Raw genomic sequence first — 16800 nt, 5'->3', positions numbered from 1 at the left:
ATATCGCTCCATCATTTACGAAATAATAGTAAGAGAATGGTTAAAATGGCTAGGAACACAATTTGAAGTGAATCAGGAACGCTCCAGCTTAACTGCCGATACTTTGTTCTTCCCTCACCGCCACGATATCCTCTTGCCTCCATCGCAATAGCGAGCTCCTCAGCTCGTTTAAACGCACTGACAAACAATGGGATTAACAGAGGAATAACTGCTTTAATTCGATCTTTGATGGGACCGGAATTAAATTCCACTCCACGGGCTATTTGCGCCTTCATAATTTTGTCGGTCTCTTCCATAAGGGTTGGGATAAAACGTAAGGAAATGGACATCATCAACGCCATTTCATGTACGGGAAAACGGACCTTTTTTAATGGATTTAACAATGTTTCCAATCCATCTGTTATTTCAATAGGTGTCGTTGTTAATGTTAATAAGGATGTCATTAATATAAGGAAAAAGAATCGTAATGAGATAAAGATTCCTTGTTTAACACCTTCATCATAAATTTTAATAGGGCCTAGCTCATATAATAAATTCCCACTCTTTGTAAAAAACAATTGCAAAACTAATGTGAAAAGGACAAGCCAAATGACTGGTCTTAAACCTGCGTACAAAAAACGAACCGGGATTCGTGACAGTCCGAGCATCATAAAAGTATATATCGCTATAAGTGCGTATGTTACACCATTATTTGCGAGAAAAATAATACACACAAATAAAAAAATAATGATTAGCTTCGAGCGGGGGTCGAGCTTATGAATCGAAGAGTCAGCAGGTACATATCGGCCAAAGATCATTTTTTCCATCATACCCGCTCACCACTTTGTAAAAAATCTGTCACCGCTTTTGATAACTCATCAATCGACAAAAAGATTTTTCCTAATTTCTTGCCCATTCTTTTCTCTAATTTAAGCTGAAAGCGAACCACCTCTGGTACGTCGAGCCCCATTTGAATCAAGTCCGAAGGTGCAGAAAAAATCTCTTGCGGTGTACCTTTTTTCATTACTTTGCCATGCTGCATGATGACAATTTGATCTGCGTATCTAGCGGCATCCTCCATACTGTGAGTTACCAGGATCGTAGAAAGGTTACGTTCCTTATGGAGATGGTAAAACATATCCATAATCTCCTTGCGTCCGCGTGGGTCGAGTCCAGCCGTAGGCTCGTCCAATACGATTACTTCTGGGTCCATGGCCAGAACACCCGCAATCGCAACCCTGCGCATTTGGCCGCCTGACAAATCAAAAGGAGACTTTTCTAAAATTTCTTCCTGTAAGCCTACATGATTGAGAGCCATTCGCGCCCTCTTTTTCGCTTCTCCTTCTGATACCCCAAAATTCATCGGTCCAAAGATAATATCCTTTTCAACCGTTTCTTCAAACAATTGATGCTCAGGAAATTGAAAAACAATCCCTACCTTTTGGCGGATTGGTTTAAGATTTTTATTTTTTTGCTTTGCCTTCAATTCACGCTCCCCAATCCTAACGCTGCCATCAGTTGGCTGAAGGAGAGCATTTAAATGCTGCAAAACAGTGGATTTTCCAGAGCCGGTATGTCCAATGATTGCCATGTAGGTACCTGTCGGGATATCTATGGAAACATCTTGAATGGCAAGGTGTTCAAAGGGGGTGTTTGCCTGATAGCGAAAATCTACATGTGTTAGCGCGATGTCCATAGCTCATTCACCAACTCTTCTTCTGATAAATAGTGCTTTGAAAAATGAATCCCATTTTGACGAAATGCTTTACTCATTTTTACTGAGAATGGAATATCAAGCCCTAACTGAATTAATTGTTCATCCATTGAGAAAATTTCCTCAGGTGATCCTTCCCGGAATACTTCACCTTTATTCATCACGATAATCCTGTCAGCTTTGGCCGCTTCCTCTAAATCATGCGTAATCGAGATTACTGTTAACGATTTTTCATCCTTTAATTGGCGGACAGTCTCTAATACTTCTTCACGCCCTCTAGGGTCTAGCATCGAAGTCGCTTCATCTAAAATAATAATCGCGGGTCTCAAAGCAAGGACTCCCGCAATTGCTACCCGCTGCTTTTGACCGCCTGATAGATGGTGGGGCTCTTGATTAAGAAAACGATCCATTTTCACTCTTTTAAGTGAATCCTCGACCCGTTGGACCATTTCATCTCTAGGTATTCCGTGATTTTCTAAACCAAAAGCCACATCATCCTGAACCGAGGTACCAACGAATTGATTATCCGGGTTTTGAAAAACCATCCCTAATTTGCTCCGAATATCCCAAACGGATTCTTCGGTTAGTTTGCTGCCACACACATTGATTTCCCCTTGATTTGGGAAATGCAGCCCGTTTAACAGCTTAGCCATCGTCGATTTTCCAGATCCATTATGCCCGACAATCGCCAGCCATTCGCCTTCGTAAATATCGAAGGAGACATTATTAAGCGCATACCTGTCCCCTGTATCATATTGAAAACAAACACCCTTTAGAGATACAATCGATTTTTTCAAAGCACGAATCCTCCCCTCACCTAGTCTCAACTATTCTAGTCTATTTTAAGAAAACGCAAGCACCTTGGTCAGCCCCAACAAGAAAGCATAAAATGCTCCCAAGAGAAAATGCGCTTTTTGACTTCCTTTTGGGAGTGTCTTATTACCATAGAAGGGCTTGGCGCTTGAGTTAGACATTTCTCGAAGTTCAATAATAGAAAATCTGATTCTAACAAAAAAAGCCTGCACCTCTCCCTAGGCAAAAAACGATTTTCATCTGCCTACTAACGGAATTTCCTAAAATAGAAATAGGAGAGGTGCACCAGAGCTAGACGAGACGTGAAAAGGAAAAGCTTCTTCCTTCCAAAGAGATAGTTACTCTCTACAAATGCTCCAAAAAAGGAGTCACGCTCATCATAACACTCGCTTGGCTTGCTTCGTACGTATTATAGAATTCACTTACAGAAAAAGGGCAAAGAACAAGTTTGTTAGTAAACTGTCCAGCGCCCTTGTTGTCTGTGAAATAGTATTAAACTAACTCGATAATAACCATTGGTGCAGCGTCACCGCGGCGTGGTCCAATTTTCATGATTCGAGTATATCCGCCTTGACGCTCTTGATAACGTGGAGCGATATCAGCGAAAAGTTTTTGTACTGCATCTTGACCATTTTCAGCATTAGCAACTTCATTACGAACGTAAGAAGCAGCTTGACGACGAGCATGCATGTCACCGCGTTTGCCTAAAGTGATCATCTTCTCAACAGTTGAACGAATTTCTTTCGCACGAGTTTCTGTTGTTTCAATGCGCTCATTAATAATTAAATCTGTTGTTAAATCACGTAGCATAGCTTTACGTTGTGCACTTGTGCGTCCTAACTTTCTGTATGCCATGAAGGGTTCCCTCCTTTGTTGAAGTCATTAATCAGAGAGGATAGCGATAAAGATTAATCTAGGTTAATCATCTTTTCGCAAGCCTAATCCCAGCTCTTCTAATTTTGCTTTCACTTCTTCAAGTGATTTGCGGCCTAAATTCCGAACCTTCATCATATCTTCTTCAGTCTTATTCGCTAATTCCTGAACAGTGTTGATACCAGCACGTTTTAAGCAGTTATACGAACGAACGGATAGATCAAGCTCCTCAATTGTCATTTCAAGAACTTTTTCTTTCTGGTCTTCTTCTTTTTCAATCATTATTTCAGCATTCTGAGCTTCGTCGGTCATACCTACGAAAATATTCAAATGCTCAGTTAAAATTTTTGAACCAAGAGCAATTGCTTCTTTTGGCCCAGTGCTTCCATCTGTCCAAACATCAAGTGTCAGCTTATCATAGTTTGTCATTTGACCAACACGGGTATTCTCTACCTGATAGGACACACGAGAAATCGGAGTATAGATGGAATCAATCGGAATCACACCAATTGGCTGATCCTCTCTTTTGTTTTGGTCAGCCGGTGTATAGCCGCGACCGCGTCTAGCTGTTAACCGCATCCGAAGATGTCCGTTTGCTGCTAATGTAGCAATTTGAAGATCAGGGTTTAAAATTTCAACATCACTGTCATGGGTAATGTTTCCTGCCGTAACCGGTCCTTCGCCCTGAACATCAATTTCAAGTGTTTTCTCTTCGTCAGAGTAGATTTTTAAAGCTATTTTTTTAATGTTTAAGATGATGGAGGTTACGTCCTCTACGACGCCTTCAATTGTTGAGAACTCGTGAAGTACCCCATCGACCTGAATCGATGTTACAGCTGCACCTGGGAGTGAAGATAATAGGATACGACGTAAGGAGTTACCCAAAGTGGTACCATATCCACGCTCAAGTGGCTCTACGACGAACTTACCGTACTTGGCATCATCGCTGATCTCAACCGTCTCGATTTTTGGTTTTTCTATTTCGATCATCAACTAACCCTCCTTCAAAACGTCGAAACCTCGACTAGTAAATCCCTAATCGAAATTCCCCCATGTATACGTTCCCGTTTTGTGCACAACAACTGGAATAAATCTTCTGTAAAAAAGGCATAAAACAAGTATCATATCCCATTATAGACGGATGATACAAATTTTATACAGAAAAATTAAACACGACGACGTTTTGGTGGACGGCATCCATTATGAGGAACAGGTGTAACGTCTTTGATAGCTGTTACTTCAAGACCAGCAGCTTGAAGTGCACGAATTGCAGCTTCACGGCCTGCACCAGGTCCTTTAACGGTTACTTCTAATGTTTTCATACCGTGTTCAATCGAAGTTTTTGCAGCTGTTTCAGCGGCCATTTGTGCAGCATATGGAGTGGATTTACGTGAACCTTTAAATCCTAGTGCACCTGCACTTGACCATGAAATCGCATTACCATGAACATCAGTGATGGTTACGATCGTATTGTTAAAAGTTGAACGGATATGAGCAATACCTGCTTCAATATTCTTTTTAACACGACGTTTACGTGTATTTGTTTTACGTGCCATTTACATTAACCTCCTTTGCCGATTACTTCTTCTTGTTCGCAACAGTCTTACGAGGACCTTTGCGAGTACGAGCGTTGTTTTTCGTATTTTGTCCACGAACCGGTAAACCACGACGATGACGTAATCCACGGTAGCAGCCGATTTCCATCAATCGCTTAATGTTTAAAGAAATCTCACGACGAAGATCTCCTTCAACCTTTAACTTGTCGATGATGTCACGGATTTTATTTAATTCGTCTTCTGTTAAATCACGAACTCTAGTATCTTCAGAAACGCCAGCTTCTGCCAAGATCTTTTGAGCAGTATTTTTACCAATACCATAAATATATGTTAAAGAGATAACCACACGCTTTTCACGTGGAATATCTACACCAGCAATACGTGCCATATTTAAGCGCACCTCCTTCAGTATTAACCTTGTTTTTGTTTATGTTTAGGGTTTTCGCAGATAACCATAACTTTTCCGCGTCTACGGATAACTTTGCACTTTTCGCAGATCGGTTTTACAGATGGTCTTACTTTCATTATCCTAACCTCCTTAATAGTACGGAGTGCAACAGATTATTTAAAACGGTACGTAATTCTACCGCGAGTTAAGTCATATGGAGAAAGCTCAACAGTCACCTTGTCACCCGGAAGAATTCGAATGAAGTGCATCCGAATTTTACCAGAAACATGAGCTAACACAGTATGACCATTTTCTAATTCTACCTTAAACATTGCATTTGGCAAAGTTTCAATTACTTTACCCTCAATTTCAATTACATCATCTTTGGCCATCGATCGCATCTCCCTTCTTTTGTCAAACATAGTAAGCAGGTCTTTTCATTCGTACAGTATTAGCAACCTTACAATTTTAACATATTGTTTTGTCTTTGTCCGCAAGTAATTTCTACATTATGAGTAATACAGGTTTCCTCATGAAGTCTTGCCCAACTCTCGGTCCTACATACTCAGTACAATAGAAAAGCCATATGTTTTCGCATACTTATGAACCTTATGGGAGATGTTCGAGAGTCGCATGCCCGGTTTTTCGGGGTATTGCAAGGAATCATTAATGTAAGCCCCCGAATAATTGCTCGATATCAGCAAATACTTTATGAATATCCTGCTGACCATCAATCGTACGTAAATAACCCTTTGTTTCATAAAAATCCAATAATGGTTTGGACTGTTTGATGTTAACATCTAAACGATTTTGAACAGTCTCTTCGTTATCATCTGCTCTTTGGTATAGTTCTCCGCCGCAACGGTCACATACGCCCTCTTTTGCCGGAGGATTAAAAACAAGATGATAAGTAGCGCCACAATCCTTACAAATACGGCGGCCCGTCAAGCGCTCCAATAAAATGCCCTTATCAACATCAATATTGATCACATAATTGATCACTCTATCTAATTCAACAAGAAGATTTTCCAAAGCTTCTGCTTGAGGTACTGTTCTAGGAAAGCCATCAAGTAAAAAACCCTTTTGACAATCAGCTTTACATAATCGTTCACGAACAATTCCAATGGTGACTTCATCTGGAACAAGTTCACCTTTATCCATAAAGGATTTTGCTTTTCTGCCTAGTTCCGTTCCTTCTTTAATCGCTGCACGGAACATATCTCCGGTAGAGATATGAGGGATGCCGTATTTCTCGACGATTTTTTCGGCCTGCGTGCCTTTACCGGCACCTGGAAGCCCCATTAATACTAAATTCACACGTGTTCCCCCTCGTGCTATAAATAGGTTTCAGGGCCCATTAGGTCCCTAAAACCATTCTATTTTATAAAGCCTTTATAATGACGTTTAACCAATTGTGCTTCAAGTTGTTTCATCGTATCGAGGGCAACACCGACGAGGATGAGCAAGCTTGTTCCGCCGATCTGTGCTGATTGCGGCAGGTTTGCAAATTTTATAAATAAAACAGGCATGACTGCAACAACAGCTAGGAAAAGTGAACCGACAAAGGTTAAACGATATAAAACGCGTGTTAAGTATTCCTGCGTACTTTTCCCTGGACGAATACCAGGAATATATCCGCTTTGCTTTTGCAAGTTTTCCGCAGCTTGTTCCGGATTTACCTGAATAAAAGCATAGAAATACGTAAAAGCAATGATTAATGCTGCATAAATAATCATACCAACTGGTTTGGTATAATCAAATACATTCATAATCCAAGTTGTTACACTATTCTGTGGGAAGAATGATGCAATCGTCCTCGGTGTAACGATAAACGAAACGGCGAAGATGACAGGGATAACACCCGCAGCATTTACCTTTAACGGCATATGCGTAGATTGTCCCCCAACCGGATTACGACCAGCAACCATGTGCTTTGCATACTGGATAGGAATCTTACGGTTCGCTTGTTGGAAAAAAATAACCCCAACAATAATCGCAATGATGGCAATAGCAATGATGACTACAGTTACAATCCGTAAGAATAATGCATCTCCTGCATTCGTAAATTGTTGAGTTAAATATTGAGTAACGGTCGTTGGGATATTTGCAACAATACCTGCAAAGATGATAATAGAAATTCCATTTCCAACACCTTTTTCAGTAATCTGCTCCCCTAACCACATCAAGAAAGAAGTTCCGGCCGTTAACACAACAGCGATTAATAAATACGTTCCAATTCCAGGGTTTTTAATTAATTGACCGCCGGCTAAATTATTAAAACCATATGACATCCCAAGTGCTTCAATAAATCCAAGTACGATAGTCATATAGCGAGTCAATTGAGCCGTTTTTCGACGACCAGCTTCCCCTTGTTTCGACCATTCCGTTAATTTCGGAACAACGTCCATTTGCAAAAGCTGAATAATAATTGATGCAGTAATATACGGCATAATCCCCATGGCAAAGATGGAGAATTTTTTTAACGCTCCACCGCCAAAGGTATTTAAAACACCAAATACACTAAGTTTATCTTGAGCACCTAGTAAATCTGCATTTACATTCGGTACCGGAATAAACGTACCAAGTCGAAATACGACTAACATTAAAAGGGTGTATATAATCTTACGTCTTATATCACCCACGCGCATAAAATTGGAGATCGTCTGAAACATTAGAGCACCTCAGTAGTTCCACCAGCAGCTTCGATTGCTTCCTTAGCGGCAGAGGAAAATTTATGAGCTTTAACAGTCAATTTTTTCTCTAGCGTTCCTTTAGCAAGAATTTTGATTCCTGCTTTTTCGTTACTTACAACGCCTGTTTCGATCAGAAGTTCTGGAGTAACTTCTGTACCGACTTCAAAGCGGTTTAATGCATCAAGATTGACAACAGCGTACTCTACACGGTTGATATTGGTAAAACCACGTTTAGGTAAACGACGGAATAAAGGTGTTTGACCACCCTCGAATCCAAGACGTACACCACCACCAGAGCGGGCATTTTGACCTTTATGACCTTTTCCAGCAGTTTTTCCGTTACCAGAACCAATGCCGCGTCCCTTACGTTTACGTTCTTGACGAGAACCCTCCGCAGGTTTTAATTCATGAAGTTTCATATTGGCACCTCCTTATGAAAGAAAACAAACCATTATTGTTCTTTTACTGTTACAAGGTGAGCAACTTTGTTAATCATACCGCGAATAGCAGCGTTATCTGATTGCTCAACTGTTTGATGAATTTTTCGTAAACCTAAAGCTGTAACTGTTGCGCGTTGGTCCTCGGGGCGACCAATGACACTACGGTTGAGGGTAATTAAAAGTTTATTCGCCATTTGATTTCCCTCCTTATCCTAACAGTTCTTCTACTGATTTACCACGTAATTTTGCTACGTCCTCAGCACGTTTTAATTGTTTTAACCCCTCAACGGTTGCACGAACCATGTTGATTGGGGTATTTGTTCCTAGTGACTTAGAAAGGATATCAGCTATCCCAGCTAACTCAAGAACGGCACGAACCGGACCACCAGCGATAACTCCTGTACCTTCAGAAGCAGGTTTTAGAAGGATTTCGCCAGCACCAAAACGTCCAATTACTAGGTGAGGAACAGTTGTTCCAACCATTGGGACTTCAACCAAGTTTTTCTTTGCATCTTCAATTGCTTTACGAATTGCATCTGGTACTTCTTGCGCTTTACCAGTACCAAACCCGACATGACCGTTTTTATCTCCAACTACTACAAGAGCAGTGAAACGGAAACGACGTCCGCCTTTTACAACTTTAGCAACACGGTTAACCGTTACTACGCGTTCTTCTAGTTCAAGTTTGTTTGGATCAATACGACGCATCTTTTTGTGTCCCTCCTTTGTCTATTAAAATTGTAAGCCGTTTTCGCGGGCTGCATCTGCTAATACTTGAATACGTCCGTGATATAGGTAGCCTCCACGATCAAAGACAACAGCAGTGATACCTTTTTCTACCGCACGTTTTGCTACTAATTCTCCGACCTTTTTGGCAGCTTCAACGTTACTTGTAGAATCAAGAGATAAATCTTTGTCTAAAGTAGAAGCACTTGCTAAAGTAACACCATTTAGGTCATCGATTACTTGAGCATAAATATGTTTGTTTGAACGAAACACATTAAGACGTGGACGAGCTGAAGTTCCGCTAAGTTTCGCACGAACACGAGCATGTCTTTTCTTGCGAGTAGCGTTTTTATCAAGCTTCGTAATCATTTACGTCACTCCTTTCTTTACAAATAAGGCATTACTTACCTGTTTTACCTTCCTTACGGCGAACGAATTCACCTTCGTAACGAATCCCTTTACCTTTATAAGGCTCTGGAGGACGAACTCCACGAATATTGGCAGCTAATGCACCAACGCGTTCTTTGTCAGTACCTTTTACAGTGACCTTTGTATTCGTAGGCACTTCAATTTCTAAGCCTTTTTCAGGTTCAATTTCAACTGGGTGAGAGTATCCAACGTTTAATACAAGTTTGTTACCTTGCTTAGAAGCACGGTATCCAACCCCGATTAATTCTAAATTTCTTGCGAAACCATTGGAAACACCTTCAACCATATTGGCGAGGACTGCACGAGTTGTTCCGTGCAATGCGCGGTGTTTTTTCTCATCAGATGGACGAGAGATATTGATGATATTATCTTCAACTTTGATATCGATATCAGGATTAAAAGTACGAGTAAGTTCACCTTTTGGTCCTTTTACGATAACAGCACTATTGTTAACAGTAACTGTAACTCCTGCAGGAATTTCAATCGGTTTTTTCCCTATACGAGACATTTATTGCACCTCCATTCATTCAGATACAAGTTTACCAAACGTAAGCTAATACTTCTCCGCCGATTTGTTTGGAGCGAGCTTCTTTATCTGTGATAACACCTTGTGATGTTGATACTAGCGCGATACCAAGACCGTTAAGGACACGTGGTACCTCATTAGATTTTGCATATACGCGAAGTCCAGGTTTGCTTATGCGCTTCAACCCAGTAATAACACGTTCGTTATTTGCACCGTATTTTAAGAAGATACGGATAATACCTTGTTTGTTGTCTTCGATAAATTCGAAGTCACGTACGAAACCTTCACGCTTTAGAATTTCAGCGATTTGTTTCTTCACATTAGAAGCAGGCACTTCTAATTTTTCGTGACGTACCATGTTCGCATTACGAATGCGAGTAAGCATATCAGCAATAGGATCTGTCATGACCATTATTTTTACCTCCTTCCACAGCCTCTAGTTTTACCAGCTAGCTTTTTTAACACCAGGAATTTGTCCTTTGTATGCTAATTCACGGAAACAAATACGGCAAAGCTTAAATTTGCGGTATACAGAGTGTGGACGTCCGCAGCGTTCGCAGCGTGTGTACTCTTGTACTTTGAATTTAGGCGTGCGTTTTTGTTTCGCAATCATTGACTTTTTAGCCACGTTTTCGCCTCCCTTATTTAAGGATTACTTTTGGAACGGCATTCCAATTTGAGTTAAAAGTTCTCGAGATTCTTCATCAGTGTTTGCAGTCGTTACAATAACGATATCCATACCACGAACTTTGGTTACTTTATCGTAATCAATTTCAGGGAAGATTAATTGTTCTTTTACACCCAAAGTATAGTTACCACGACCATCGAATGCTTTCTTAGAAACACCACGGAAGTCACGTACACGAGGTAAAGAAACAGAAACTAATTTATCCATGAATTCGTACATGCGTGCACCGCGAAGAGTAACTTTTGCGCCGATTGGCATACCTTCGCGAAGACGGAAGCCAGCGATCGACTTTTTCGCACGAGTAACTACAGGTTTTTGTCCTGTAATTTGTGTTAGTTCTTCCACCGCATTATCAAGTGCTTTCGCGTTTTGAACGGCATCACCAACACCCATGTTTATCACGATTTTTTCAAGTTTTGGGACTTGCATAACTGAATTATAATTAAACTTGCTCATAAGAGCAGGAGTAATTTCTTTTACATACTTATCTTTTAGGCGGCTCATTCATTGTACCTCCCTTCTAATTTAAACTATTTATCTAGAACGTCACCGGATTTTGCTACGCGGACTTTTTTACCATCAACCACTTGGTATCCAACACGAGTTGGATTGCCAGACTTAGGATCGATTGGCATAACGTTTGATACATGAATCGGAGCCTCTTGGCTAATGATTCCGCCTTGCGGATTCACTTGAGAAGGTTTAGCGTGTTTTTTCACGATGTTAATACCTTCAACAAGTACGCGGGCTTCTTTTGGATAGGCAGCTAGGATTACGCCTGTTTTGCCTTTATCCTTACCAGAGATCACTCTTACCTTGTCGCCTTTTTTCACATGCATCCGAAAGCACCTCCTTAAAGGCAATTAAATTTTATTATAGTACTTCTGGAGCTAAAGAAACAATTTTCATGAAGTTGTTGTCGCGCAATTCGCGAGCAACTGGTCCGAAGATACGAGTTCCGCGTGGGCTCTTATCATCTTTAATGATGACACATGCGTTTTCATCAAAACGAATGTAAGAACCGTCTGGGCGGCGAACAGCGCTCTTTGTACGAACGATAACTGCTTTAACAACATCACCTTTTTTAACAACGCCACCTGGTGTTGCTTGTTTTACCGTACAAACAATAATGTCACCGATACCAGCAGTTTTGCGGCCGGAACCACCAAGGACTTTAATAGTAAGGACTTCACGTGCACCAGAGTTGTCAGCAACCTTTAAACGTGATTCTTGTTGAATCATGTGTGTAACCTCCCTTCGGATGAACCTAATCCGAACAATTAAATAATAACTGCTTTTTCTACAACTTCAACTAAACGGAAGCGTTTCGTAGCGGAAAGTGGGCGAGTTTCCATGATACGCACGATGTCGCCAACTTTTGCTTGGTTTTGCTCATCATGAGCTTTAAACTTTTTAGAGTATTTAACGCGTTTACCGTAAAGAGGATGCTTTTTATATGTTTCAACAAGAACAGTAACGGTTTTATCCATTTTGTCAGAAACAACGCGTCCAGTGTAAACTTTGCGTTGGTTACGTTCACTCATTATGTGAACCTCCTCTCATTTACTTGTTAACGCTGATTTCTCTTTCGCGAATCACAGTTTTCATGCGAGCAAGCGCTTTGCGCACTTCACGAATACGAGCTGTATTTTCAAGTTGTCCTGTCGCCAATTGAAAGCGAAGGTTGAAAAGCTCTTCTTTTAACGATTTTACTTTTTGTTCAATTTCAGCAGTGGTAAGGTCACGAAGTTCATTAGCTTTCATTTGATTCACCACCAATTTCTTCTCGTTTTACAAACTTACATTTTACAGGAAGTTTGTGTGATGCAAGACGAAGTGCTTCACGTGCGATTTCTTCAGAAACGCCAGCGATTTCAAACATAATTCTTCCAGGCTTAACAACTGCTACCCAGCCTTCAGGTGCCCCTTTACCGGAACCCATCCGCACTTCTAGTGGCTTAGCTGTATAAGGCTTATGAGGGAAAATTTTAATCCATACTTTACCGCCACGTTTCATATAACGAGTCATGGCAATACGAGCAGCTTCGATTTGGCGGTTAGTAATCCATGAAGCTTCTAATGATTGTAGGCCGTATTCACCGAATGATACTTCGGCACCGCCTTTTGCGTTTCCACGCATTTTACCGCGATGTTCACGGCGATATTTTACGCGTTTTGGCAATAACATAATTATTTGCCTCCTTCCGCATTTTTCTTCTTAGTAGGAAGGACTTCTCCACGATAGATCCATACTTTCACGCCAAGCTTACCATAAGTAGTATCAGCTTCAGCAGTAGCATAGTCGATGTCAGCGCGAAGAGTATGAAGTGGAACAGTTCCTTCGCTGTAGTGTTCTGCACGAGCAATATCAGCGCCGCCTAAACGACCGGATACCATTGTTTTAATACCTTTCGCACCAGCACGCATAGCACGTTGAATTGCTTGTTTTTGTGCACGACGGAAAGAAACACGGTTTTCTAATTGACGAGCAATATTTTCAGCAACTAGTTTCGCATCAACATCTGCTCTTTTGATTTCAAGAATGTTGATATGAACACGTTTGCCAGTAAGTTGATTTAATGCTTTACGAAGAGCTTCAACTTCAGTACCACCTTTACCAATTACCATACCAGGCTTAGCTGTATGGATGGTAACATTAACACGGTTAGCAGCACGTTCGATTTCTACTTTAGAAACAGAAGCATCTTTTAAACGTTTCGTGATGTACTCACGAACTCTAATGTCTTCGTGTAAAAGCTCAGCAAAGTCTTTACCTGCGTACCATTTTGATTCCCAATCACGGATGATCCCGATACGCAATCCGACTGGATTTACTTTTTGACCCACTGATTATCCCTCCTTCTTTTCAGATAAAACAATTGTAATGTGGCTAGTACGCTTGTTAATTTGGCTTGCACGGCCCATTGCGCGAGGACGGAAACGTTTTAAGGTTGGTCCTTCGTCAACAAAAGCTTGAGCAACTACCAAGTTATTTACGTCCATTTCATAGTTATGCTCGGCGTTTGCCATAGCGGATTTAAGTACTTTTTCTACGATTGGAGAAGCAGCCCTAGGAGTAAGATTTAAAATCGCTACCGCTTCACCAACTTGCTTTCCTCGAATTAAATCGACGACTAAACGTGCTTTACGAGGAGCAATACGAACTGTTCTTGCAACAGCTTTAGCTTGCATGTGGATGCCCTCCTCTCTTAACGTCTTGTTTTCTTATCATCGTTACCGTGGCCTTTGTAAGCACGTGTTGGAGCGAATTCTCCAAGCTTGTGTCCTACCATGTCTTCAGTAACATATACAGGCACATGTTTACGGCCATCATATACTGCGATTGTGTGACCAATAAATTGTGGGAAGATCGTAGAACGACGAGACCAAGTTTTAATAACTTGCTTACCCTCAGTTTCATTTAACTTTTCGACCTTAACCATTAAATGATCATCAACAAATGGTCCTTTTTTTAAGCTGCGACCCATGAAGGAACCTCCCTTCGTGATTGGTCTACGGTTCGTTCAGTGAACCGTAGTTCAACCCCGTTATTTTTTACGACGACGCACGATAAATTTATCTGATTTGTTTTTCTTCTTACGAGTTTTGTATCCAAGAGTTGGTTTACCCCATGGAGACATTGGTGACTTACGTCCGATTGGAGAACGACCTTCACCACCACCGTGTGGGTGATCGTTAGGGTTCATAACAGATCCACGAACAGTTGGGCGAATGCCTAACCAGCGTGAACGTCCAGCTTTACCAATGTTGATTAACTCGTGCTGCTCGTTACCAACTTGACCTATAGAAGCACGGCATTCAGCAAGGATCATACGAGTTTCACCAGAAGTTAAACGTACTAGTACGTATTTGCCTTCTTTACCAAGAACTTGGGCTGAAGTACCAGCAGAACGGACTAATTGACCGCCTTTACCAGGCTTCAACTCGATGTTGTGAACAACAGTACCAACAGGGATATTAGCAAGTGGAAGTGCATTTCCTACTTTAATATCTGCTTCTGGGCCAGACATAACTTCCATGCCCACTTCTAAGTTTTTAGGAGCTAAGATATAACGCTTTTCTCCATCAACATAATTAATTAATGCAATATTTGCAGAACGATTTGGATCGTACTCGATAGTGGCAACGCGTCCTGGAATGCCATCTTTGTTACGTTTAAAATCAATTAAACGATACTGACGCTTATGACCGCCACCTTGATGACGAACAGTTAACTTACCTTGGTTGTTACGGCCACCTTTGCTCTTTAATGGAGCTAAAAGTGATTTTTCCGGAGTGCTAGTTGTGATTTCAGCGAAATCAGATACTGTCATGCCGCGACGACCATTAGAGGTAGGTTTGTATTTTTTAATCGCCATTTTATTTCCCTCCTCTTCTTGTTAGGTTCTTATGCTTCAAAGAATTCGATTTCTTTGCTGTCAGCAGTTAGTTTGATAATTGCTTTACGGCGTTTGTTTGTGTAACCGCCGAATTTACCCATACGCTTGAATTTACCTTTATAGTTCATGATGTTTACTTTCTCAACATCAACACCAAAGATCTCTTCAACTGCATCTTTGACTTGTGTTTTGTTAGCTTTTACATCAACTTCGAACGTATATTTCTTTTCAGCCATTAGGTCAGTAGAACGTTCAGTGATAACGGGGCGCTTAATGATATCGCGTGCATCCATTATGCAAGCACCTCCTCTACTTTTTCAACCGCTTGTTTCGTCATAATTAACTTATCATGACTTACAACGTCTAATACATTAATTCCAGTTGCTGTTACTACTGTTACACCAGGAATGTTACGAGCAGAAAGTGCTACATTTTCATCTAGGTCAGCTGTAACGATTAGTGCTTTTTGATTAACAGAAAGACCGCTAAGTACTACTTTAAAGTCTTTTGTTTTTGGAGCATTGAAAGCAAGGCTTTCTAATACTACGATATTTTCTTCTAATACCTTTGAAGATAACGCAGATTTAATTGCTAAACGGCGAACCTTCTTAGGTAATTTATAGCTATAGCTACGTGGTTGTGGTCCAAATACAGTACCACCTCCGCGCCATTGTGGGGAACGGATTGACCCTTGACGAGCACGGCCTGTTCCTTTTTGGCGCCATGGCTTACGACCACCGCCAGCTACTTCAGAGCGATTTTTTACTTTATGAGTTCCTTGACGTAAAGAAGCTCTTTGCATAACGACAGCTTCAAAAATTACGTGTTGGTTAGGCTCGATACCGAAAACTGAATCATTAAGTTCGATTTCACCAACTTCTGATCCGTTTTGGTTTAATAATGCTACTTTTGGCATTCCAATGTTCCTCCTTTCTCACGAAGATTTTATGCTTTTACCGCACTTTTGATTTTTAGTAATGCTTTTTTAGCTCCTGGAACATTACCTTTGATTAGTAATAAATTACGTTCTACGTCAACTTTTACAATTTCAAGGTTTTGTACAGTAACTTGTTCTCCACCCATGCGACCAGGTAATAATTTACCTTTGAATACACGGTTTGGAGCAACAGGTCCCATTGAACCAGGACGACGGTGATAACGAGAACCGTGAGCCATTGGGCCGCGAGATTGTCCGTGGCGCTTAATCGCACCTTGGAAACCTTTACCTTTTGAGATTCCTGTAACATCTACCGCTTCGCCTGCAGCGAAAATATCAACTTTGACTTCTTGACCAACTTCATATGCTGCTAAGTCAACTCCGCCAATTTCGCGAACGAAGCGCTTAGGAGCAGTATTTGCTTTACTTACGTGTCCTTTTTCTGGTTTGTTAGCTAACTTTTCACGTTTATCTTCAAAACCAATTTGAATAGCTTCGTAGCCATCATTTTCAACTGTTTTCTTTTGAAGAACAACGTTAGAAGCTGCCTCAACAACAGTAACAGGAATTAAGAGCCCGTTTTCCGCAAATACTTGAGTCATACCAATCTTTCTTCCTAAGATTCCTTTGGTCATATC

General features: G+C 40.9%; 31 protein-coding genes. All 31 read right to left on the bottom strand.

Annotation, left to right across the window (positions count from 1 at the left end; translation table 11 throughout):
- Nucleotides 1-11 precede the first annotated feature (11 nt).
- The gene (locus BN1082_RS26265; protein ID WP_090640309.1) at nt 12-809 is read right to left on the bottom strand and encodes an energy-coupling factor transporter transmembrane component T family protein; all 798 of its coding nucleotides are present in this window, start codon (nt 807-809) and stop codon (nt 12-14) included.
- Nucleotides 806-1675 (bottom strand): energy-coupling factor ABC transporter ATP-binding protein, encoded by an 870-nt coding sequence (locus tag BN1082_RS26260; protein WP_090640307.1) that lies wholly within the window; start codon nt 1673-1675, stop codon nt 806-808. The genes BN1082_RS26265 and BN1082_RS26260 overlap by 4 nt, the downstream gene beginning before the upstream one ends.
- Entirely contained in the window at nt 1660-2490 is an 831-nt protein-coding gene (locus BN1082_RS26255; RefSeq protein WP_090640304.1) for an energy-coupling factor ABC transporter ATP-binding protein, read from the bottom strand. Before BN1082_RS26255 ends, BN1082_RS26260 begins: the two co-directional genes overlap by 16 nt.
- 508 nt (nt 2491-2998) lie before the next feature.
- On the bottom strand, nt 2999-3361 hold the full coding sequence (gene rplQ, locus BN1082_RS26250) for a 50S ribosomal protein L17 (RefSeq protein WP_090640303.1): 363 nt from the start codon (nt 3359-3361) through the stop codon (nt 2999-3001).
- 63 nt (nt 3362-3424) lie between these two features.
- Nucleotides 3425-4369, bottom strand: coding sequence for a DNA-directed RNA polymerase subunit alpha (locus tag BN1082_RS26245; protein WP_090640300.1), 945 nt, complete (start codon nt 4367-4369; stop codon nt 3425-3427).
- A gap of 176 nt (nt 4370-4545) precedes the next feature.
- Nucleotides 4546-4935: a 30S ribosomal protein S11 gene (gene rpsK / locus BN1082_RS26240; protein WP_090640297.1), complete on the bottom strand. Its 390-nt coding sequence runs from the start codon at nt 4933-4935 to the stop codon at nt 4546-4548.
- 22 nt (nt 4936-4957) lie between these two features.
- Nucleotides 4958-5323, bottom strand: a complete 366-nt coding sequence (gene rpsM, locus BN1082_RS26235) for a 30S ribosomal protein S13 (protein ID WP_026574108.1) — start codon at nt 5321-5323, stop codon at nt 4958-4960.
- 23 nt (nt 5324-5346) lie between these two features.
- Nucleotides 5347-5460, bottom strand: a complete 114-nt coding sequence (gene rpmJ, locus BN1082_RS26230) for a 50S ribosomal protein L36 (protein ID WP_000868344.1) — start codon at nt 5458-5460, stop codon at nt 5347-5349.
- Between the two features lie 36 nt (nt 5461-5496).
- Nucleotides 5497-5715: a translation initiation factor IF-1 gene (infA, locus tag BN1082_RS26225; protein ID WP_007085268.1), complete on the bottom strand. Its 219-nt coding sequence runs from the start codon at nt 5713-5715 to the stop codon at nt 5497-5499.
- A 274-nt stretch (nt 5716-5989) separates the two neighbouring features.
- Nucleotides 5990-6640, bottom strand: coding sequence for an adenylate kinase (locus tag BN1082_RS26220; protein WP_090640294.1), 651 nt, complete (start codon nt 6638-6640; stop codon nt 5990-5992).
- A gap of 59 nt (nt 6641-6699) precedes the next feature.
- Nucleotides 6700-7995 carry a preprotein translocase subunit SecY gene (gene secY, locus BN1082_RS26215; RefSeq protein WP_090640292.1) on the bottom strand — a complete coding sequence of 432 codons (1296 nt, stop codon included), beginning with the start codon at nt 7993-7995 and terminating at the stop codon, nt 6700-6702.
- Nucleotides 7995-8435, bottom strand: a complete 441-nt coding sequence (rplO, locus tag BN1082_RS26210) for a 50S ribosomal protein L15 (RefSeq protein ID WP_090640289.1) — start codon at nt 8433-8435, stop codon at nt 7995-7997. The genes secY and rplO overlap by 1 nt, the downstream gene beginning before the upstream one ends.
- 32 nt (nt 8436-8467) lie before the next feature.
- Nucleotides 8468-8650, bottom strand: a complete 183-nt coding sequence (rpmD, locus tag BN1082_RS26205; protein WP_090640286.1) for a 50S ribosomal protein L30 — start codon at nt 8648-8650, stop codon at nt 8468-8470.
- A gap of 13 nt (nt 8651-8663) precedes the next feature.
- Nucleotides 8664-9164, bottom strand: a complete 501-nt coding sequence (gene rpsE / locus BN1082_RS26200; protein WP_090640284.1) for a 30S ribosomal protein S5 — start codon at nt 9162-9164, stop codon at nt 8664-8666.
- 24 nt (nt 9165-9188) lie between these two features.
- Complete coding sequence (rplR, locus tag BN1082_RS26195; RefSeq protein ID WP_090640281.1) at nt 9189-9551, bottom strand: 50S ribosomal protein L18; 363 nt, start codon at nt 9549-9551, stop codon at nt 9189-9191.
- A gap of 31 nt (nt 9552-9582) precedes the next feature.
- Entirely contained in the window at nt 9583-10119 is a 537-nt protein-coding gene (gene rplF / locus BN1082_RS26190; protein WP_090640278.1) for a 50S ribosomal protein L6, read from the bottom strand.
- Between the two features lie 31 nt (nt 10120-10150).
- The gene (rpsH, locus tag BN1082_RS26185; RefSeq protein ID WP_090640276.1) at nt 10151-10549 is read right to left on the bottom strand and encodes a 30S ribosomal protein S8; all 399 of its coding nucleotides are present in this window, start codon (nt 10547-10549) and stop codon (nt 10151-10153) included.
- Between the two features lie 30 nt (nt 10550-10579).
- Entirely contained in the window at nt 10580-10765 is a 186-nt protein-coding gene (gene rpsN / locus BN1082_RS26180) for a 30S ribosomal protein S14 (protein ID WP_001085700.1), read from the bottom strand.
- Nucleotides 10766-10789: 24 nt separating this feature from the next.
- Entirely contained in the window at nt 10790-11329 is a 540-nt protein-coding gene (gene rplE / locus BN1082_RS26175) for a 50S ribosomal protein L5 (RefSeq protein ID WP_090640273.1), read from the bottom strand.
- A 26-nt stretch (nt 11330-11355) separates the two neighbouring features.
- Entirely contained in the window at nt 11356-11664 is a 309-nt protein-coding gene (gene rplX, locus BN1082_RS26170; protein WP_090640270.1) for a 50S ribosomal protein L24, read from the bottom strand.
- A gap of 34 nt (nt 11665-11698) precedes the next feature.
- Nucleotides 11699-12067 carry a 50S ribosomal protein L14 gene (gene rplN / locus BN1082_RS26165; RefSeq protein ID WP_090640268.1) on the bottom strand — a complete coding sequence of 123 codons (369 nt, stop codon included), beginning with the start codon at nt 12065-12067 and terminating at the stop codon, nt 11699-11701.
- A gap of 38 nt (nt 12068-12105) precedes the next feature.
- A complete protein-coding gene (gene rpsQ, locus BN1082_RS26160) occupies nt 12106-12369 on the bottom strand; it encodes a 30S ribosomal protein S17 (protein WP_042453972.1) in 264 nt (87 codons plus the stop codon).
- Between the two features lie 19 nt (nt 12370-12388).
- Complete coding sequence (rpmC, locus tag BN1082_RS26155; RefSeq protein ID WP_090640267.1) at nt 12389-12589, bottom strand: 50S ribosomal protein L29; 201 nt, start codon at nt 12587-12589, stop codon at nt 12389-12391.
- Nucleotides 12579-13013: a 50S ribosomal protein L16 gene (gene rplP, locus BN1082_RS26150; RefSeq protein WP_090640264.1), complete on the bottom strand. Its 435-nt coding sequence runs from the start codon at nt 13011-13013 to the stop codon at nt 12579-12581. The genes rpmC and rplP overlap by 11 nt, the downstream gene beginning before the upstream one ends.
- A gap of 2 nt (nt 13014-13015) precedes the next feature.
- Nucleotides 13016-13672: a 30S ribosomal protein S3 gene (rpsC, locus tag BN1082_RS26145; RefSeq protein ID WP_090640262.1), complete on the bottom strand. Its 657-nt coding sequence runs from the start codon at nt 13670-13672 to the stop codon at nt 13016-13018.
- 3 nt (nt 13673-13675) lie between these two features.
- Nucleotides 13676-14017: a 50S ribosomal protein L22 gene (rplV, locus tag BN1082_RS26140; RefSeq protein WP_090640259.1), complete on the bottom strand. Its 342-nt coding sequence runs from the start codon at nt 14015-14017 to the stop codon at nt 13676-13678.
- Between the two features lie 17 nt (nt 14018-14034).
- Nucleotides 14035-14313, bottom strand: coding sequence for a 30S ribosomal protein S19 (rpsS, locus tag BN1082_RS26135; protein WP_090640257.1), 279 nt, complete (start codon nt 14311-14313; stop codon nt 14035-14037).
- 60 nt (nt 14314-14373) lie between these two features.
- Complete coding sequence (gene rplB, locus BN1082_RS26130; protein WP_090640255.1) at nt 14374-15204, bottom strand: 50S ribosomal protein L2; 831 nt, start codon at nt 15202-15204, stop codon at nt 14374-14376.
- A 29-nt stretch (nt 15205-15233) separates the two neighbouring features.
- A complete protein-coding gene (gene rplW / locus BN1082_RS26125) occupies nt 15234-15518 on the bottom strand; it encodes a 50S ribosomal protein L23 (protein ID WP_090640252.1) in 285 nt (94 codons plus the stop codon).
- Nucleotides 15518-16141 carry a 50S ribosomal protein L4 gene (gene rplD / locus BN1082_RS26120; protein WP_090640249.1) on the bottom strand — a complete coding sequence of 208 codons (624 nt, stop codon included), beginning with the start codon at nt 16139-16141 and terminating at the stop codon, nt 15518-15520. The genes rplW and rplD overlap by 1 nt, the downstream gene beginning before the upstream one ends.
- Before the next feature lie 29 nt (nt 16142-16170).
- On the bottom strand, nt 16171-16797 hold the full coding sequence (gene rplC, locus BN1082_RS26115) for a 50S ribosomal protein L3 (protein WP_090640246.1): 627 nt from the start codon (nt 16795-16797) through the stop codon (nt 16171-16173).
- Between the last annotated feature and the right edge of the window lie 3 nt (nt 16798-16800).

The organism is Neobacillus massiliamazoniensis (assembly GCF_001048695.1).
Taxonomy (GTDB): domain Bacteria; phylum Bacillota; class Bacilli; order Bacillales; family Cytobacillaceae; genus Neobacillus; species Neobacillus massiliamazoniensis.
The sequence above is the reverse complement of the archived record's forward strand: the minus strand, read 5'-3'. Positions and strand labels throughout refer to the sequence as shown.